Origin of the sequence: Dyella amyloliquefaciens (assembly GCF_004296575.1) — a bacterium.
Lineage (GTDB): Bacteria > Pseudomonadota > Gammaproteobacteria > Xanthomonadales > Rhodanobacteraceae > Dyella > Dyella amyloliquefaciens.
In genome coordinates this window covers 391,868-409,437 of sequence record NZ_SAYT01000003.1, presented here as the reverse complement: position 1 = coordinate 409,437, position 17,570 = coordinate 391,868, and the positions used below count along the sequence as shown (strand labels likewise).

Genomic DNA, 17,570 nt, shown 5'->3' with positions numbered 1-17,570 from the left:
CTCAAGAGCTCGCATCTCACGCCACGCGGATGGCTTCCGGCTGATCCTCGCGCAGTTGACCTCGAACGCTATCCGGCCGCCATGGGGCCCGATACGTAGGGATTGTTCGGTGCACGCCAACGCCATGGCAGATCGACGCCCACGCGAATGCCGACTCGCGGCGTCCCCAGCAATCCCCTGGGCGGTTTCATGCCGTCGTCCACGATGGCGAAGCCCTCCCGCGCATTGACCAGATCGATGCCGTTCTGCGCGCCCCTGATGCCGAGCGCCTGGGTAAGGCGGCCCGGGCCGCGGCACAGATCGCGATCACGGGTGCCGGCGGTGCGCACCTCCCGCATGATGTCCAGTCCATGCAGCGGCTCGAGCGCACGAATGAGTACGCCCTGCCCGGCGGGCTTGCACACGCAATTGCAGCACCAGTGCACGCCGTAGGTGAAGTACACATACATGTGCCCCGGCGGACCGAACATGACGGCGTTCCGCGGCGTCTTGCCGCGAAACGTATGTGCCGCCGGATCCACCGACCCCGCATAGGCTTCGACTTCGACGATGCGTCCTGATCGCCCATCCGCACAGGCAAGGATCTTGTTGAGCAACCTCGGCGCAACAGTGACTGCCGGCCGCTCGAAGAACGACCTCGGCACGGGTGTTCCCGGCCAGGAGACGCGCTGGTCGTCCTGCATCGCCATGCGTTGGCACTCCCGAATGTTGGCAACGGTTTTCACATACGCCCGATATCCTCTCGGGTCAACAGGACGTGCCGGCGAACCAGGACAACGACGCGGGACTCACTCCCCGCATGATCCAATTCCTGGATGGACTCACACAACATACGCGTAGCCATCGACCAGCACTGGGCCGCATCCGCAGCAGGCGATCAGGATACCGAGCACGCCATCTATCACGATGACGCCGTGTGCGAGTACCCGCAATCCGGCGAAATCATTCGCGGCCGCAGCAACCTGCAGGCGCTGCGGAGCCACCACCCGGGCAAGCCGTCAGGCTTCGCGGTGCATCGCATCACGGGCGAAGGCCATCTATGGATCACCGAGTACGTGATCAACTATGGAGCGACACGCTCGCATGTCGTCAGCATCATGGAGTTCCGTGGCGACAAGGTGGCGCGCGAAACCCAGTACTTCGCCGATTCGTTTGATGCACCGGCATGGCGAGCGCAATGGGTGTCGCTGCAGGCGTAGTTGCCGATCGCCCCTGAAAACCCACGCGCAACACCCGCCTTTAGCACCGACGAAGGCGTCGACACTTGGTGGTTCTGCGGTTCATACCACAGCCCGCAAAACGCCCAATACGCCGCCTGCGGTTCCCGGCAAATCAGCCATAGGTGATAGCACCCCATGACGATGCCCCGGGCCGGCAGGCGTGATAGCTTGATTTCCGGCCACGGCAGCCACGCTGCGACTTGCATCGCCCAGGCAAGGCCATGGCACCACCGCACGGATCGCCCTTGGTTGCGTTAACTCTGACCATCAGCAGGGGGCAGCATGGGACACGACAAGACGCGCTCGGACGTTTCAGTCGGCACCGTGGACTGGGATGCACCCCAACTCAACCGCCTGCTGGAAAAGGTCGACGACTGGAACATTGACCACCGCAGTCACCTTCCACCGCAGCACGTGCAGATCCGGATCGTCTGCGGGTGGAGCGCCAATGACGTCAGCAAACCCGCCTTGCTGGTTTCCGACGTCGACGGCGTCATGCTGCTGGCCACGCATGCACCCTTGCCGCACGGCGAGGAAGTGCAGGTAAACAGCGAGACCGGCGGCATCGCGCGAACACGCTGGGGCGTGGTGATTGAAGAGCGCGAAGGCCTGCGCCAGGAAGATCGCGCGGAAGGCCTTTTCCTCAACTGGCTTCGTGTCCGCTCGCGCTAAGCGACGACAAGCACCCCAGCACCGCCCGGCAGGATTGCAGCGCCTGCACGCCTGTCGTGCCTCTTGAGGCGGGATCGACGCTGCACCTCGCTCGCCTCACGCACGAATCCTGACGAACCACGCCTCTCGCGGGCTCACCTGCCTCCGAAAGCTCGACGAATAGTCAGGCGCAATGGCCCTGCGTCAGCCAACCCGCGGACCGACGCGACGGACTGCTTCGCGACTGGCGAATTTCTTCGCCGACACCGTCAACAACCTCAACAAGGGTTCGGCAGCAGGAACGTGCCCAGTGAGCAACGTGCCGACGAGTTTACGCGAGCCAACTTCGATCAGCGAAGCCAAGGTTCTTGCTTCTGTCATGTAGCGAACAGCGTACCCGAACCCCCGATGACACCATCGCAGTGAGCCAACGGGAGGGCTACCGAATTCGCCTGGTCATGCACGTGAAAATGCGTCATCGCTCTTGATTGGCCGTTATCCCCACTCACCCACCATCGGGAAAAGGATCACCCAGGAAGACATAGACCCATCCATGAACATGTTCACCCGTGTTGCAAAGAAGCTCGTTATCCCCGTTGCTGTCTCAATGGCCCTATATGCCGCTTCGGCGCCGCTGGCGACGAATGCGAACGCGCAGGCAGCCGCCACCATCAAGGCACCGATCTACGGTGTGACCGTGGATGACCTGTCGAAGATCGACGCCATTGTCACCTCGCTCACCAAGCTGCCGTACAAGCCCACCGTGCGCGTCGTGTTCGACCCCGGCACGACGGCAGCCCAGTACTACCCCTCCCTGGTCAAGCTGCACACTGTCGCCTATGTGATGGGTGAGATCATGGATTCCTACTATTTCCCCACCGATCTCAACACCTACACCGCCCGCACCAAGGAGCTGGTCAACGGCCTGAACGGCGTGGTGGACGTATGGGAGATCGCCAATGAGATCAACGGCGAGTGGCTGCGCAAGAACCCCAAGGGCAGCAACGCCCAGGTCACCGCGCAGGAGCAGGCGATCGGACAGATGGTGTCTGCCGCCCACGACATCGTGAAGGCTGCCGGCGGCAAGACCGCGGTCACGCTGTATTACAACAACGACAACAAGGGCAAGAACTGCTGGCAGAAGCCGGCCGACAACTGGCGCACCTGGCCGACCACCTACCTGCCGACCACGGTGCTTACCGGCACCGACTATGCGCTGTTCAGCTACTACCCATACAAGGATTGCCCGAACCTGTCGCCCTCGTGGGATGCCGACTTTGCGGCTCTTGAGGCCATGTTTCCGAATGCCCAGGTCGGCTTTGGCGAGATCGGCACTGCGAGCATCAAGGCTCCCGTGTCCGTGCAAAACAACCTGATCACGACGTACTACCCGATGGTCAACTCGATCAAGGATCCGAAATTCATCGGCGGCTTCTTCTGGTGGAACTACGCCGAGGAAATGGTGCCTTACACCAAGTCGTACTGGACCACGCTCGACCAGACCATCGCTCCGCTGAAGGCGCCGAAGTAAACCGCGACGTCTTCCCGACGAAACGTACCGCCCCTCGTCGCTCCCCTGCACCCGGCCAACGGCTGCAGGGGAGCGTAATGAGACTTCCTGGAGCGCTTCCACCGAAGGCCGGACCCTGCGCGATCGCCGCCAGTGCTCGACATAACACGGTCTACCGGCTGTTGCCGCATACTGATGGGACGACCATCTCGCCGTATGCGGACCACATCCAGCGGGGACCCGTCATGCTTGATCGACTCACCGAGAGCGGCACAGGCAACCGTGGCCCGGGATTACTCTTGTCGCGCGAGAATCGGATCGCCGAATCCGTACTCCATAAAGCGTCCTGGGCACACCAATGCAGCCCGAAGACCATCCAGACCCTGCTGGGGGCCGGCCATATCACCCCACTGGAAAAGGGCAAGGTGCTGTTCAATCGCACCGATCGCGTGGGCCAGCTGGTTCTGGTGTTGAAGGGTGGCCTGGCGGTCAGCATGACTACCCGCGAGGGACGGGAACATCTGCTCGGCTTCATCGGCATCGGACATTACTTCGGCGTCGTGCCCTTCTTCGACGAGCGCACGGTCGACTACGAGGTGTCCGCGCTTACGGCTTCGCTGGTAATGCACCTGTCCAGGGCGAGCGTGCTTCGCTGCATCAGCGAAGACCCAGGCTTCCGCCTCGCCATCATCGAGACCCTCTGCTATCGCCTGCGGCGTTCCTATGTGAGCCTCACGGTGACATCCGTGCTTCCCGTCGCCCAGCGCTGTGCCAGGGCGCTGCTTTACCTGGTCGATGACCTTGGTGCCGCCCTGCCGGATGGCATTCACATTTCACTCAAGCTGTCGCAAGGCACGCTGGCCAATACCATCGGATGCTCCAGGCCAGTACTCAACCACCAACTGATGGAACTCAGGAGCGCGGGCGTCATCGACATCCACGAGGGGCACCTGGTGGTGCTCGACAAGCAGGCGCTGGAGAACCTCGTCACCGAAGAGCTGTAACCCGAAGAACGTTCGTCACCCGAACGCCAGGGACCGAGCCGACCGGTCCTCACGCTTGCAGCAAGCGACGCACACCCGCCGGGCGCAACAGGCCAAGGCGCCTTGCTCTTATCAGCAATTCCTGGGGAGAGTGCGACTCGGTCATGCGCAACAGCTTCAGCTTGTGGCTTTCCACCGTGCGCTTGGACAGGCCCAGCCTGTCGGCGATCTGCTGGGCAGCCAGTCCTTCGTCGATCAACTCCAGCACGGCTCGCTGCCTGACCGTGAGCCTGACCACGGGCAGCTGCTGTTGGCTGATGAGCACCTGCATGAAAGTGCCCGAGAGATACACCTTGCCTTGCAGAGCCAACTCGATGGCAGATTCGAGCGCCTTCACACCCTCCGCCTTGGTGACGACACCCCGAGCCCCGGCATAGAAGGCACGATGCAAGGTCACGGGATCCGTTTGCGAGGTACAGATGACGAAGGGGATCCTGATGCCTCGCGCACGCACGTGCTCCAGAACATCCAGGCCTCCCTGATCGAGCAGTTTCACTTCGGTTACGACCAGATCCGGAGGGCGCGTCAGCAAAAGCTCCTCAAGTTGGAAGCCGCTGCGAAAGACAGCCTCGGTGTCGTAAGCGTTGTGGAGTGCCCGCGCAATTCCCTGCGCAACGACCAGGTGATCGTCACAAATTGCAAGGGTTGGCTTCCGGTGTTCCGTCTTGCCGATGGGAGTGCTACTCACCATGACCCCGCGCCCCCAATCGCATTGGCACCACGACAGCGTTTCATTGGCGAAACACGGGAAACGAACGGCGTCATCGCCCACCTCTCCCACTGACCCACTCGAGTCCGCGAATGACCGCCCGGGTGATGTCGGCCTGGATGTGCGTCGATTGCACACTGAAGGCTCCGTCGATGCTTTGCGCATGACCGTCCAGAATGACATTGGCGATCCAGAAGATCTCACCGCCAAGATCACCGTCATAAATGACAGATACCCTCGCCCCGCGGAAATGACAGGAGAAGACGTTCATGCAGGCCCTCAGTCGAAGCACGTTCGCATCAGGTACCCCCATTCCAACGCGCGAGCCGCCCTTCAGGCTGACCCGATACACCCCATCCCGCTGTCTCGGACCTGCCGTAGACGCGCATCCAAGGGACGGTTCACCATCGATAGAAGACGCACAAAGCCTGCACAATCGCCGCACGTTCACGCGACTGTATTTCTACCTTTCAGTGCTCCGTAGAAATACTGAACGCAGGCGTGGATTGCCCTGAATACGAACGAACCCGGCGTCGCAACCGGTTACGCAACCTGGCCGACGACGCAATTCTCCTGATTCGATTTCCGTCCGCCCGTCGCCTCTGGCTGCACGAAGATGCCAACCAAGTCGCCGGCATCTGCTAAGCGATCATTCATCGGCGAGCTCACGTCAGGCTTGAACCCACTTCCGGGCATCGCTGCAGCCGCGCGCGATGCGCTTGCGCCGACGGTGACGAAATCCGCATACGCTCCCGTCACGCGATCGTATCGAGGGATTTCTAGCATGGAGTCTCCCCACGCTGGAGCCACGCCATGAGCGACCTCGTCATTGCCGAGTTCAGAACGCAGTTCGCTGCTTCCTCCGCACTGGAAAAACTCATTTCGCGAGGCATGCGTCGCGACGATGCGGTGGTCTGTTCCAGCGAAAGCATCGGCCACTCGTCAGCCAGCTCGAGTGCACCGACGACCGTGGTTTCGCGGATAAGCCACCATGCCCTGCTGCGCAACGAGATCCGCTCTCCCGCCGAGGATCGCAATCCTTCCTGCGTGGCTCATACCACGCTTACCGTCGAGCTCGCGGGCATGCTGCCGCTTGAGGACATCATGCAGGTCATGAAACGAGCGGGCGCGTGCGGCGTGCATTTGCTGGTGAATCAACCGCTCGACCGGGAGGACCCGCATCTGATGCCGAACGTCGACTATGGATCACCCCATGACGTGACCCGCGCGGTCGAGGCATCCAGATAAGACACTCCCACTTCTTTCGGCATCAGGACACTCCATGAAACTTGGCATGATCGGATTGGGCAGAATGGGCGCCAACATGGCGCAGCGACTGATGCGTGGCGACCACGAGGTCGTCGGCTTCGATCCCGAGCCGGCTGCACGCAAACGCTTCGAGGACAACGGAGCGAAATCGGCGGCCTCGCTGGCGACATTCGTGGCAGCCCTGCCCGCACCGCGCACCCTGTGGCTGATGGTTCCGGCCGGAAAACCCACGGACACCACCCTCGACGCACTGCTTCCGCTGCTCGCTTCCGGCGATACCGTCGTCGACGGCGGCAACTCCTTCTACAAGGACAGCATGCGCCGCGCGAAGCACTTCGCGAAGCACGGGATCGCGTATCTCGACTGCGGCACCAGTGGCGGAGTATGGGGCCTGGATGAGGGATACAGCCTGATGATCGGCGGTGACGAGGCGGCCATCGAGCGGTTGCGTCCGGTGTTCGAGGCACTGGCGCCCGCCAAGGACCGGGGATGGGCCCGAGTGGGCGCGGCGGGGGCCGGCCACTTCACCAAGATGGTTCACAACGGCATCGAGTACGGAATGATGCAGGCCTACGCCGAGGGGTTCTCCATACTCCGGCAGAAGGTCGAGTTCGAACTGGACCTGCCGTTGATCGCCGAGATCTGGCGCCACGGCAGCGTCGTGCGCTCCTGGCTGCTCGACCTGAGTGCCGATGCACTGGCAAAGAATCCGGAGATGTCGGGCATTGCCCCCTACGTGGAGGATTCGGGGGAAGGTCGATGGACGGTCGACGAAGCCATCGAACTCAATGTGCCGGCCCCGGTGATCACCCAGTCGCTGATCGAGCGGCTTCGGTCGCGCGACAAAGACTCGTTCGCCGACAAGTTGCTGTCGGCGATGCGCAACGAATTTGGTGGCCATCCGATCAAGCGCGAGTGAACGTCACAGCTATCGGGCAAGCAGTGCCCTGGCGCGCCCGCAGATCGCATCCACGGTGAAGCCGTAGGCCTTCAGCAGGACATCGGCGGGCGCGGAGGCCCCGAACCGCTCGATGCCAAGCATGTCGCCATGGGGCCCCACGTAACGATCCCAGCCCTGGCTGACGCCCAGCTCCACCGCCAGGCGAGCGCCTACGGAAGGTGGCAGTACCGCATCACGTTCCTCCTGCGGCAGCGCCTCGAACAGCTCCCAGCTCGGCATCGAAACACAGCGGACCGCGACGCCCTCTTCCTGCAATCGCTCTGCAGCCTCGGCAATCAGGCTGACCTCGGAGCCGCTGGCGATCAGGATCAGTTGCGGACCGCCTTTCGGAGGATCGCTCAACACGTAGGCGCCGCGCCGCAATCCATCCGCCGAAGCACGTTGCTCGCGATCCAGCGTCGGCACGTTCTGGCGCGTCAGTACCAGCACCACCGGTCGATCCCGCATTTCCATGGCGACCCGCCATGCGACGGCGGTTTCATTCGCGTCAGCGGGACGGATCATCACGAGGTGCGGAATCGCACGCAGGTTCGCCAACTGCTCGATGGGCTGATGGGTCGGACCGTCCTCACCGAGCGCGATGCTGTCGTGGGTAAACACATGAATGACATGCAGGCCCATGAGCGCGGCAAGGCGCACGGGCGGGCGCATGTAGTCGGAGAAGATCAGGAAGGTCGCGCCGAATGGAATCATGCCGCCGTGTGCGGCCAATCCATTGGCGATCGCGCCCATCGCATGTTCGCGCACGCCGAAATGCAGGTTGCGCCCCCAGTAGCCCCAGCCTGCGGTATCGGAGCCTTGCAGGTCCTCCGCTTTCTTCGCCACGGGATTGAAGTCGCCCAGCCCCTTCAGTGCCGTCTTGGTGGACGGATCAAGATCAGCCGAGCCACCGGTAAATGCCGGCACCCTGGCGGCGAAGGCGTTCATGATTTTGCTGGATGCTTCGCGCGTGGCCATGCCCTTGGCATCCGCCGGGAACACCGGGATATCCGCATCCCACCCTTCGACAAGCTCCCCGTCTATGGCACGCCGCAGTTCGGCATGAAGCTCGGGGAACGTCTTGGCATAGGCGCTCATGCGAAGCTCCCACGCCGCCTCCAGCTCTTCGCCACGCTGCAGCGCCTGGCGAAAGTGCGCCAACACATCGTCGGGCACGAGGAAGTCAGGCTGGGTCGGCCAGTCCAGCTTCATCTTCGTCTGTCGCACGCCATCTTCGCCCAGCGGCGAGCCGTGCGCCTTGAAGCTGTCCTGCTCGGGCGAGCCATAACCCAGGTGGGTACGCACGAGGATCAGCGTCGGGCGCGTGCTCTTGGCGCGAGCCGCCTCCAGTGCCGCATCGATCGCGGCCAGATCGTTGCCATCACCCACATACACGGTGTGCCAGCCATAGGCATCGAACCGACGCCTGCAGTCTTCGGAAAACGTCATGTCCGTGCCTGCGGACAAGGTGACCGCGTTGTCGTCGTACAGGCAGATCAGCTTGCCCAGCCCCAGGTGACCGGCCAACGAAGCGGCCTCGGAGGCCACGCCCTCCATCAGGTCGCCGTCGCTGACCAGCGCATACGTGTAATGGTCCACGACCGCATGGTTGGAACGGTTGTAACGGGCAGCCAGTTGCGCCTCGGCAATGGCCATGCCCACCGCGTTGGCCATGCCCTGGCCCAGCGGGCCCGTGGTGGTTTCCACGCCAGGCGTGTGGCCACGCTCGGGGTGGCCAGGCGTTTTGCTGCCCCACTGCCGAAACGACTTGATGTCGTCCAGCGTCAGCGCGTACCCGGTCAGGTAGAGCAGGCTGTAGAGCAGCGCGGAGCCGTGACCCGCCGAAAGTACGAAGCGGTCACGGTCGAACCATTGCGGGTTAGCGGGGTGAAACTTCAGCCAGCGCGTCCACAACATGTAAGCCATGGGCGCCGCATCGAGCGGCAGGCCGGGATGCCCGCTGTCCGCTCTCTGCACCATGTCGACGGACAGGAATCGAAGGGTGTTGATGCATTTCTGGTCGAGGTCATGTGCCATGCGGGTTATCCAATGGTTTGCCAGACTCGTTGTGGTAACGCTCGATGCGTGATCGCGGACCGCATGCGACATGACGCGCCGTCACGATGCCTTCGCGCCCACCAGGCGCGTGCTTTTTTCATCGATGCGGCCAAGCAGCTCATTCCACGATTTGACGAAAGCGGCTGCACCTTCCTTCTGCAGCCTGATCGCAAGCTTGTCGACATTCACCCCGGCCTCGGCGAAGCGCGCCAGCGTGGCTTCCGCATCGCCGCCCTTCTCCGGCATCACACCCTTGACCTCGCCATGCTTGGCAAACGCGAGCAAGGTTTTTTCGGGCATCGTGTTGATCGTGTCCGGTGCGGCCAGGGCCTCGATGTACAGCGTGTCCGATGCCTCGGGATCCTTGGTGCCGGTGCTCGCCCACAGCAAGCGTTGCGGCATCGCGCCCTTATCGGCAAGCGCATGCCAACGGCCCGACGCGAGCATGTCCCGATAGGCGCGATAGACCTGTCCACTGACGGCCAGGCCTAGCTTGTTGCGAAGCGGTGCGGGCACCGCGTCCTTCACGGCCACATCCCAGCGACTGACGAAGAGCGACGCGACAGAGCAGACGTGCGGATCCAGACCCACCTCCAGCCGGCGCTCGATACCGCGCATATAAGCCCGGGACGCCGCCACATACTGCTCACGCGAGAACAGCAGGGTCACATTGATCGGCACGCCCGCGAAGATGGATTCCTCGATGGCGGGAATGCCTTCCGGCGTGCCAGGAATCTTGACGAAGAGGTTTGGCCGCCCGGCTTGCTGGTGGATCAGCTTCGCAGCACGGATGCTGCCCTTGGTATCGGAGGCCAGCAAAGGCGACACCTCCATCGACACCCAGCCATCCTGATGCTGGCTGGCCTCAAAGACGGGATGAAACATGTCGGCGGCACGGCGGAGATCGTCCAGTGCCAGCTCGATGAACAGACCCTCGCCACTGGCGCCGTCGCCCGCCCTTTCGCGGATGCCCGCGTCATACGAGTGGCCTCCGCCGATGGCCGCGTCGAATATGGTGGGATTCGAGGTGAGGCCGGTCACCGAGAGTTCGTCGATGTACCGACGCAGCGCGCCACTGTTGAGCAGGTCCCGGGTGATGTTATCCAACCAGAGACTCTGACCGAGTTGATGCAATTGTTGGGTAGGTTTCATGGTGAGTTCGACGCAGCTATCAGACACAAATGAATGACGACACGGGTGGCGGCATGGCGATCACGCCTGCTCACCCTCCGCTTTCGGGTCATGCCACCCTCCGTGATTGGCCGTCATGGCACTGGCGGCCTCCGGGCCCCAGCTGCCAGGCGCGTAGGCATGCACGCGCTCCGCGTTGTCGAGCACGGGGTCGACGACCGCCCACGCGGCTTCCACGCAGGCGTCGCTGGTGAACAGCGAGGGATCGCCGCGTATCGCTTCGCCCAGCAGACGCTGATAAGGCAACTCCTCTTCGGGCGATTGATGTCTCGCCACCAGCTCCACGGCTTCGCCGCGCATCTGTTCGCCTGCCCGCTTCACGCGTGCACCCAGCGCGATGGTGACCTCCGGACTGAGCCGAAACCGCAGACAGTTCGAATGATTCCGGTTGACCGCATCGAACACGGCCAACGGCGGCCGCTTCAACGTGGCTACCACCTCGCAGCTGGTCACCGGCATGCATTTGCCGGTGCGGATGTAGAACGGCACGCCTGCCCAGCGCCACGTATCGATGTGCAGGTGCAGCGCCGCGTAAGTCTCCACCTGGGAATGTGGCGCCACACCCTTTTCATCGTGATATCCGCGAAATTGGCCGCGAATCACCTCGCTCGGCTTCAACGGGCGCATGGCCTGGAACAATCGAAGCTTCTCGGCTCGCATCGCCGCCAGGCCATGCCCGGAGGGTGCCTCCATGGCAAGCAAGGCCGTCACCTGCAGCAGGTGATTCTGCACGACGTCGCGCAGAGCGCCCACCTGGTCGTAGAAGCTGCCGCGCCCCTGGATGCCGAAGTCTTCCGCCATGGTGATCTGGACATTGTCGACGTACGTTCGATTCCACACCGGCTCGAGGAAGGTATTGGCGAAACGGAAATACAGCAGGTTCTGCACCGCCTCCTTGCCGAGGTAGTGATCGATGCGAAAGACCGCCGATTCATCGAAGACATCGTGGAGCGTCTGGTTCAACTCCTGCGCCGAAGCGAGGTCGCGACCGAACGGCTTCTCCACGATGATCCTGGCTCCCTTGGCGCAGCCCGAGGCCGCGAGGCCCTTCACCACCGTAGCGAACATCGAAGGCGGTATCGCCATGTAATGAAGGGGACACCTGGCCCCACCCATCGCCTTCTTCAGTCGCGCATAGGTATCCGGATCGTCATAATCGCCGTCGACATATTGCAGTTGGCTGGCCAGTTGCTCGAACGCATCCGCGTGGATGCCGCCGTGCTCCTTGAGGCTGCTGCGCGCACGCTCGCGCAGTTGATCCAGCGTCATCCCGCCATGAGCGACGCCAATGACCGGCATGCGTAGCTCGCCTGCCTTGATCAGCGCCTGCAGCGCCGGAAAAATCATCTTGTAGGCGAGGTCTCCCGTGGCACCAAAGAAGACCAGCGCATCCGACGGCGTGACACTCATGGCAGGTGATTGACTCCAGATCATTGGTTACCCCGGCTCTCGGCGCCTCGGGCGAGCTTCAACCCTGACGTACGAAGCGTTAACGCCGGGCATGGGGCACATGGCTGTCATGTGATGCCAATGGAAAAACCCATGCCCGCCATGCCTGGTTTGCCTTGATGGACGGCCCGATGCCGCGCATCTTCGGCGCAACGCGACGGCGCTGCGCAGCATCGCCGGACTGTTGGCGGCAACATGAACAGGTGAAATCACCTCCATCCAAGGCAGCGATCCGCGTAACGGCATCATTCATTTAACCGCTGCCTGCCCTGATAGGATCGACGACATCCGATGATCGACGCGACCTTCCGGGCAATCCCACGGGTCGAGAGCAAGGAGCAGCATCGGCGCCAAAGCGTGGGCTCAGGGGTAACTACCTAGGCGACATAACGGATCTTCACGTTATAGGAGCGCTTACATGAAAGACCTCATCAAGCGGATCCCCGTCATCGGACCCGTCGCCCGCAGCGTGTACCAGCGACTGCTGCACCCGGCCAAACCCTTCCACACTTCCGAGGAATACTGGATCGAGCGCTATCGCGAAGGCGGCAACTCCGGTGCCGGCTCGTACAACCGCCTGGCTGAATTCAAGGCAGAAGTACTCAACAACTTCGTGGTCACCCACCATATTCGCGATGTGATCGAGTTCGGCTGCGGCGATGGCAACCAGCTGACGCTGGCAAGGTATCCGTCCTATCTCGGCGTCGATGTCAGTCCGCATGCGATTGAAGGATGCAGCCGGCGTTTCGCCGGCGATGCCAGCAAGTCATTCATGCTGGTGCACGATTACGCCGGGCAGACAGCCCAGCTCGCGCTGTCGCTCGACGTGATCTACCACCTGACCGAGGAGGCGGTGTACGAGACGTACATGCGCAGCCTGTTCGATGCAGCGAAGGATTACGTGATCATCTATTCGTCCGACAAGGACGAGGCCAACCCGCAGATCCCGCATGTGCGCCACCATCAGTTCAGTCGCTGGGTGCGCGCCAACGCAACAGGCTGGCGACTGCTCCGGCATATTCCCAATCGCTATCCGTATTCCGGTGACAACGACACCGGCTCGCTCGCCGATTTCTATATCTATGGCAGGGGCAGCGTCGCCTGAGCGCCCTTCATCATCCGGGCTCGCCAGCGAGCCTCGTGACGACAAACGGTGAAACACCACGGCTTCGCTGAGCCTGCACAGCTGACCAACGCTATCCGGCTGCCGACACGTAGCAAGTTGTAATACTGGGAGGGGGTATATAGGATACTCCCTGCCAGTATTGATGAGGGCATCCCCATGCCGCATACCGCTGAAGAGAAAAAGCGTGTCCTGACGCGCGTCCGGCGCGTACGCGGCCAGCTGGATGCGCTTGAAACTGCGCTGGAGAGTGGCGCGGATTGCGGCCCGATTCTCCAGCAGATCGCCGCCGTCCGCGGAGCAATCAACGGCCTGATGGCCGGCGTGCTCGAAAGTCATCTCAGAGAGGAATTTGCCCATATGGCACAAGCCAAAGGCAATCCCGACCAGTCCATCGAAGAGGTGGTCTCTCTCGTGCGCTCTTATCTCCGTTAATCCCCCTATGGCCACGCCCGTGGCCATCAGCGTTCACCGTCCCAGGATCATCGCCATGAAATCACGCGCTGCTGTTGCCTTCGAAGCGGGCAAGCCCCTGCAAATCGTCACCATCGACGTGGAGCCGCCTCGCAAGGGCGAAGTGCTGGTGAAGATCACTCACACCGGCGTCTGCCATACCGACGCATTCACGCTGTCGGGCGATGATCCGGAAGGCATCTTCCCCGCCGTGCTCGGCCATGAAGGCGCCGGCATCGTGGTGGAAGTGGGCGAAGGCGTCACCAGCGTGAAGCCGGGCGACCACGTCATTCCGCTGTATACCGCCGAGTGCGGCGAATGCCTGTTCTGCAAGAGCGGCAAGACCAACCTGTGCGTGTCCGTACGCGCCACGCAGGGCAAGGGCCTGATGCCGGATGGCACCACGCGTTTCAGCTACAACGGCCAGCCCATCTATCACTACATGGGCTGCTCCACGTTCAGCGAATACACCGTGGTGGCCGAAGTATCGCTGGCCAAGATCAACCCGGACGCCAACCCCGAGCATGTGTGCCTGCTGGGCTGCGGCGTCACCACGGGCCTTGGCGCCGTGAAGAACACCGCCAAGGTGCAGGAAGGCGACAGCGTGGCCGTGTTCGGTCTCGGCGGCATCGGCCTGGCCGTCATCCAGGGCGCGAAGCTTGCCAAGGCCGGACGCATCATCGCGATCGACACCAACCCCGGCAAGTTCGAGCTGGCGCGCGAGTTCGGCGCGACCGACTTCGTGAACCCCAAGGATTACGACAAGCCGGTGCAGCAGGTCATCGTGGAAATGACCGGCTGGGGCGTGGACCACAGCTTCGAATGCATCGGCAACGTCAACGTGATGCGCGCCGCGCTCGAATGCGCGCACCGTGGCTGGGGCCAGTCGGTCATCATCGGCGTGGCTGGCGCGGGTCAGGAGATCTCCACCCGCCCCTTCCAGCTGGTGACCGGCCGTCGCTGGCTGGGTACGGCGTTCGGCGGCGTGAAGGGCCGCTCGCAGTTGCCCGGCATGGTCGAGGACTCGATGGCCGGCAAGATCCAGCTCGCACCGTTCGTGACGCACACCAAGCCGCTCACCGACATCAATGAAGCCTTCGACCTGATGCATGAAGGCAAGTCCATCCGCACCGTCGTTCACTTCTGATCGACCAACCCGACGCAGCGCCCGAAGTGGCGCTGCGTCGGCGCGAGTGGCGCCGTGATTGCGCTGCAACCGAGGCTACAATGCGTTCAAGCCTCCCGCATTGATCAGGGCATGCCAAAACACGCCGCTCCCAGCTCGCCGAAGCCCGCGCCGGATATCGAAGCCGCTCCGCGCCGCAAGCGCGGCCGTCCAGCGCAGGATGCCAACGAAGGCTTGCGCCGGGAGCTGATCGAGCAATCGGCACGACTGTTCCGCGAGAAAGGCTACGGCGACACCACGGTGCGCGACATCGCCGCGGCCGCAGGCGTGCATGCGGGCAGCTGGTTCTACTACTTCAAGACCAAGCAGGACATCCTGCAGGCCGTGATCGAGCACGGCCTCACGGTGGCGCTCGCCGACATCGAGGCCATCGATGTCGACCACCTGCCTCCGCGCGAGGCGCTGCTGCAGCTCGTGCGGGCACATCTGTACACCCTGCTCGCGCCCGAGCAGGATTTCATCCCGGTGATGCTGTACGAATGGCGCTCGCTGGATGCGGCAGCGCAAGGACGGATCATTGCGCTCAAGGATCGCTACGAAGCCATCTGGACGCGGATCATCGAACGGCTGCATGCGTCAGGCGACTGGGCGCAACCGACGCCGGTGGATCGCCTGCTGATGTTCGGCGCACTCAACTGGACGGCACAGTGGTACCAGGCCGGCGCCGGCATCAGCATCGATGCATTGGCCGAACAGGCGGTGCGCTTCATCCTGCGCACGTCGCCGTAACGAGGCGAGGCCACTGATCGCCCCGCATCGGATTTCGCCGATCAGGCCGCCGCGATCTCCATCAGCAGCCCACCGGGCGCCACCTGGGCGCCGACCTGGGTAAACAGGCCTTTCACCGCGCCCGCGAATGGCGCCGCAATGCTGTGCTCCATTTTCATGGCCTCTACCACGAGCAAGGCCTGCCCGGCGGCGACCGCCTCGCCTTCGGTAACGTGTACCGCCACCACGCGACCGTTCATTGGTGCGCTGATACGGCCATTCCCGACTTGCGCGCCCTGGCGCTCAGGCTTGGCGTAGGTGGTGTCGGAGACGCCGTGCTCGATGCCGTCGAGCGTGAACTGGCCTGCGCAACCGGTGAGTGCGTATTCCAGTAAATGCAGCCCGCCGCCCAACATCAGGGTCAAACACCCCTCACTCTCCGAAACGATTTCCGCCTCGACGACGCCATCCTCCCCCGCCAACTCCCATCGCTGCATAGCGAGCGTGCGCACTCGCATCTCCGTGGCCGCGCCATCGAGCGTGAACCGGCAGGACGCGGGATACGCACGACTGCTGGCCCAACCCTGCAGTTCGGCGGGATAGCGGCGACCTGTATTTCCCCGCAGGTACGTCAGCAATACGGCGGCGGCCTGACGGGACGAGGCATCGGGTGTCCACACCCTTCGCACCGATGCCGGGAAGTGCGTATCGATGAATGCCGTCGACACATCACCGGCCACGAATGCCGGATGCGCCACGCATTGCCGCAGGAATGCCCGATTGGTCGGCAGGCCGAGCAGCAGGCAGTCTTCCAGCGCGCGGGCCAACCGGCGACAGGCATCGGCACGATCGCTGCCGTGGGCGACGATCTTGGCCAGCATCGAATCGTAGTAAGGCGAAACGACCACACCGTCGGCCAGCGCATGGTCCGTGCGCACTTCGCGCGGCGCGCGCCAGCGCATGACCGTGCCGCTCTGCGGCAGGAAGTCCTGCGCAGGATCTTCCGCGCACAGGCGCACTTCGATGGCATGACCGCCCTGGGCCAGTCGTGCATCGATGTCGCCCTGGGTCAGCGGCAACACTTCGCCCAGCGCCACGCGCAACTGCCACTCGACCAGATCGACGCCAATCACGGCCTCCGTAACGGCATGCTCGACCTGCAGGCGCGTGTTCATCTCCATGAAATAGAACGAGCCGTCCGGGGCAAGCAGGAACTCCAGCGTGCCGGCACCCACGTAGCCGATGGCGCGCGCCGCATTCACCGACACCTCGCCCATGCGCGCCCGCAGCTCCGGCGACACTGCGGGCGACGGCGATTCCTCGATCAATTTCTGGTGCCGGCGTTGCACCGAACAATCGCGCTCACCCAGGTGAACGACATGGCCGTGCATGTCGGCGAACACCTGGATCTCGATATGGCGCGGCTCGACGATGGCCTTTTCGAGAATCAGCTCGCTGGAACCGAACGCATGCCCGGCTTCGGAACGGGCCGATTGCAACGCGGCGGCAAATTGCTCCGGGCGATCGACACGTCGCATGCCACGCCCGCCGCCACCGGCGGCAGCCTTGATCATCACGGGATAGCCGATGAGCTCAGCCTCCTTCGCCATGCGAGCGTCGGATTGATCGTCACCCTGGTAGCCGGGCACGCAGGGCACGCCGGCCGCTTCCATCACATGCTTGGCGCCCGCCTTGTTGCCCATGGCACGGATGGCCGCTGCGGACGGGCCAATGAACACGAGACCGGCGTCAGTGCAGGCTTCGGCAAAAGCGTCGCTCTCGGCGAGAAAGCCGTAACCGGGATGCACGGCCTCGGCACCGGAGCGCCGCGCGGCATCCAATAATGCTGCGATATTGAGATACGAGGCCTGCGGTTGCGGTGCGCCGATCGGCAAGGCCATATCCGCAGCCCAGCAATGCGGCGCATCCCGATCGGCCTCCGAGTAGACGGCAATGGTGCGCATGCCGAGACGCCGGGCCGTGCGCTGGACGCGCAGCGAGATTTCGCCGCGATTGGCAATCAGGATCGAACGAAACCCGGCAAGCGACTGGCTCATCGC

General features: G+C 63.1%; 18 protein-coding genes. 10 read left to right on the top strand and 8 right to left on the bottom strand.

Translation table 11 applies throughout. The features are described from left to right. Positions 1-68: 68 nt before the first annotated feature. Positions 69-689 (bottom strand): DNA-3-methyladenine glycosylase, encoded by a 621-nt coding sequence (locus tag EPB08_RS10235; RefSeq protein WP_229238295.1) that lies wholly within the window; start codon positions 687-689, stop codon positions 69-71. 126 nt (positions 690-815) lie between these two features. Between EPB08_RS10235 and EPB08_RS10230 the strand changes: the two genes are divergently transcribed. The 4 genes from EPB08_RS10230 to EPB08_RS10215 all read left to right on the top strand — a co-directional run bounded on the left by EPB08_RS10230 (position 816) and on the right by EPB08_RS10215 (position 4,385). Further along, complete coding sequence (locus EPB08_RS10230) at positions 816-1,199, top strand: nuclear transport factor 2 family protein (protein WP_130618980.1); 384 nt, start codon at positions 816-818, stop codon at positions 1,197-1,199. Positions 1,200-1,502: 303 nt separating this feature from the next. Then, on the top strand, positions 1,503-1,892 hold the full coding sequence (locus EPB08_RS10225) for a hypothetical protein (protein WP_130618979.1): 390 nt from the start codon (positions 1,503-1,505) through the stop codon (positions 1,890-1,892). Positions 1,893-2,424: 532 nt separating this feature from the next. Continuing rightward, positions 2,425-3,402, top strand: coding sequence for a hypothetical protein (locus EPB08_RS10220; protein ID WP_130618978.1), 978 nt, complete (start codon positions 2,425-2,427; stop codon positions 3,400-3,402). A 224-nt stretch (positions 3,403-3,626) separates the two neighbouring features. Continuing rightward, on the top strand, positions 3,627-4,385 hold the full coding sequence (locus EPB08_RS10215) for a Crp/Fnr family transcriptional regulator (RefSeq protein WP_165418474.1): 759 nt from the start codon (positions 3,627-3,629) through the stop codon (positions 4,383-4,385). A gap of 49 nt (positions 4,386-4,434) precedes the next feature. On the opposite strand, the gene EPB08_RS10210 is transcribed toward EPB08_RS10215, so the two are convergent. The 3 genes from EPB08_RS10210 to EPB08_RS10205 form a co-directional block, all read right to left on the bottom strand. Continuing rightward, positions 4,435-5,115 (bottom strand): response regulator, encoded by a 681-nt coding sequence (locus EPB08_RS10210; protein WP_165418473.1) that lies wholly within the window; start codon positions 5,113-5,115, stop codon positions 4,435-4,437. Positions 5,116-5,185: 70 nt separating this feature from the next. Further along, a complete protein-coding gene (locus tag EPB08_RS21060; RefSeq protein WP_165418472.1) occupies positions 5,186-5,404 on the bottom strand; it encodes a hypothetical protein in 219 nt (72 codons plus the stop codon). A 272-nt stretch (positions 5,405-5,676) separates the two neighbouring features. Beyond that, complete coding sequence (locus tag EPB08_RS10205) at positions 5,677-5,919, bottom strand: hypothetical protein (RefSeq protein ID WP_130618974.1); 243 nt, start codon at positions 5,917-5,919, stop codon at positions 5,677-5,679. A 27-nt stretch (positions 5,920-5,946) separates the two neighbouring features. Between EPB08_RS10205 and EPB08_RS10200 the strand changes: the two genes are divergently transcribed. Beyond that, entirely contained in the window at positions 5,947-6,381 is a 435-nt protein-coding gene (locus tag EPB08_RS10200) for a hypothetical protein (protein WP_130618973.1), read from the top strand. Between the two features lie 34 nt (positions 6,382-6,415). After that, positions 6,416-7,321 (top strand): phosphogluconate dehydrogenase (NAD(+)-dependent, decarboxylating), encoded by a 906-nt coding sequence (gene gnd, locus EPB08_RS10195; RefSeq protein ID WP_130618972.1) that lies wholly within the window; start codon positions 6,416-6,418, stop codon positions 7,319-7,321. A gap of 9 nt (positions 7,322-7,330) precedes the next feature. On the opposite strand, the gene tkt is transcribed toward gnd, so the two are convergent. The 3 genes from tkt to zwf form a co-directional block, all read right to left on the bottom strand. Next, positions 7,331-9,379 (bottom strand): transketolase, encoded by a 2,049-nt coding sequence (gene tkt / locus EPB08_RS10190; RefSeq protein ID WP_130618970.1) that lies wholly within the window; start codon positions 9,377-9,379, stop codon positions 7,331-7,333. An 81-nt stretch (positions 9,380-9,460) separates the two neighbouring features. Continuing rightward, positions 9,461-10,552, bottom strand: coding sequence for a transaldolase (tal, locus tag EPB08_RS10185; protein WP_130618969.1), 1,092 nt, complete (start codon positions 10,550-10,552; stop codon positions 9,461-9,463). A 60-nt stretch (positions 10,553-10,612) separates the two neighbouring features. Then, complete coding sequence (gene zwf / locus EPB08_RS10180) at positions 10,613-12,001, bottom strand: glucose-6-phosphate dehydrogenase (RefSeq protein ID WP_130618968.1); 1,389 nt, start codon at positions 11,999-12,001, stop codon at positions 10,613-10,615. Between the two features lie 457 nt (positions 12,002-12,458). On the opposite strand from zwf, the gene EPB08_RS10175 reads away from it, so the two are divergent. From EPB08_RS10175 to EPB08_RS10160, 4 genes are all read left to right on the top strand, one after another. Beyond that, positions 12,459-13,145, top strand: a complete 687-nt coding sequence (locus EPB08_RS10175; RefSeq protein WP_130618967.1) for a class I SAM-dependent methyltransferase — start codon at positions 12,459-12,461, stop codon at positions 13,143-13,145. Positions 13,146-13,322: 177 nt separating this feature from the next. Continuing rightward, positions 13,323-13,598 carry a formaldehyde-responsive transcriptional repressor FrmR gene (frmR, locus tag EPB08_RS10170; protein WP_130618966.1) on the top strand — a complete coding sequence of 92 codons (276 nt, stop codon included), beginning with the start codon at positions 13,323-13,325 and terminating at the stop codon, positions 13,596-13,598. Positions 13,599-13,653: 55 nt separating this feature from the next. Continuing rightward, a complete protein-coding gene (locus EPB08_RS10165) occupies positions 13,654-14,763 on the top strand; it encodes an S-(hydroxymethyl)glutathione dehydrogenase/class III alcohol dehydrogenase (RefSeq protein WP_130618964.1) in 1,110 nt (369 codons plus the stop codon). Positions 14,764-14,874: 111 nt separating this feature from the next. Beyond that, positions 14,875-15,531 (top strand): TetR/AcrR family transcriptional regulator, encoded by a 657-nt coding sequence (locus EPB08_RS10160; RefSeq protein WP_130618963.1) that lies wholly within the window; start codon positions 14,875-14,877, stop codon positions 15,529-15,531. Positions 15,532-15,572: 41 nt separating this feature from the next. Here the strand turns inward: EPB08_RS10160 and EPB08_RS10155 are convergent, their stop codons facing one another. Beyond that, the gene (locus EPB08_RS10155) at positions 15,573-17,567 is read right to left on the bottom strand and encodes an acetyl/propionyl/methylcrotonyl-CoA carboxylase subunit alpha (RefSeq protein WP_130618962.1); all 1,995 of its coding nucleotides are present in this window, start codon (positions 17,565-17,567) and stop codon (positions 15,573-15,575) included. Positions 17,568-17,570 lie beyond the last annotated feature (3 nt).

What these genes read in the sequence shown, in the direction of transcription:
- tkt (WP_130618970.1), bottom strand. Translation starts at nt 9,379, where the DNA reads ATGGCACATGACCTCGACCAGAAATGCATCAACACCCTTCGATTCCTG.
- EPB08_RS10235 (WP_229238295.1), bottom strand. Translation starts at nt 689, where the DNA reads ATGGCGATGCAGGACGACCAGCGCGTCTCCTGGCCGGGAACACCCGTG.
- EPB08_RS10165 (WP_130618964.1), top strand. Translation starts at nt 13,654, where the DNA reads ATGAAATCACGCGCTGCTGTTGCCTTCGAAGCGGGCAAGCCCCTGCAA.
- EPB08_RS10155 (WP_130618962.1), bottom strand. Translation starts at nt 17,567, where the DNA reads ATGAGCCAGTCGCTTGCCGGGTTTCGTTCGATCCTGATTGCCAATCGC.
- tal (WP_130618969.1), bottom strand. Translation starts at nt 10,552, where the DNA reads ATGAAACCTACCCAACAATTGCATCAACTCGGTCAGAGTCTCTGGTTG.
- EPB08_RS10200 (WP_130618973.1), top strand. Translation starts at nt 5,947, where the DNA reads ATGAGCGACCTCGTCATTGCCGAGTTCAGAACGCAGTTCGCTGCTTCC.
- EPB08_RS10210 (WP_165418473.1), bottom strand. Translation starts at nt 5,115, where the DNA reads ATGGTGAGTAGCACTCCCATCGGCAAGACGGAACACCGGAAGCCAACC.
- gnd (WP_130618972.1), top strand. Translation starts at nt 6,416, where the DNA reads ATGAAACTTGGCATGATCGGATTGGGCAGAATGGGCGCCAACATGGCG.
- EPB08_RS10230 (WP_130618980.1), top strand. Translation starts at nt 816, where the DNA reads ATGGACTCACACAACATACGCGTAGCCATCGACCAGCACTGGGCCGCA.
- EPB08_RS10215 (WP_165418474.1), top strand. Translation starts at nt 3,627, where the DNA reads ATGCTTGATCGACTCACCGAGAGCGGCACAGGCAACCGTGGCCCGGGA.
- zwf (WP_130618968.1), bottom strand. Translation starts at nt 12,001, where the DNA reads ATGAGTGTCACGCCGTCGGATGCGCTGGTCTTCTTTGGTGCCACGGGA.
- EPB08_RS21060 (WP_165418472.1), bottom strand. Translation starts at nt 5,404, where the DNA reads ATGAACGTCTTCTCCTGTCATTTCCGCGGGGCGAGGGTATCTGTCATT.
- EPB08_RS10205 (WP_130618974.1), bottom strand. Translation starts at nt 5,919, where the DNA reads ATGCTAGAAATCCCTCGATACGATCGCGTGACGGGAGCGTATGCGGAT.
- EPB08_RS10175 (WP_130618967.1), top strand. Translation starts at nt 12,459, where the DNA reads ATGAAAGACCTCATCAAGCGGATCCCCGTCATCGGACCCGTCGCCCGC.
- frmR (WP_130618966.1), top strand. Translation starts at nt 13,323, where the DNA reads ATGCCGCATACCGCTGAAGAGAAAAAGCGTGTCCTGACGCGCGTCCGG.
- EPB08_RS10220 (WP_130618978.1), top strand. Translation starts at nt 2,425, where the DNA reads ATGAACATGTTCACCCGTGTTGCAAAGAAGCTCGTTATCCCCGTTGCT.
- EPB08_RS10225 (WP_130618979.1), top strand. Translation starts at nt 1,503, where the DNA reads ATGGGACACGACAAGACGCGCTCGGACGTTTCAGTCGGCACCGTGGAC.
- EPB08_RS10160 (WP_130618963.1), top strand. Translation starts at nt 14,875, where the DNA reads ATGCCAAAACACGCCGCTCCCAGCTCGCCGAAGCCCGCGCCGGATATC.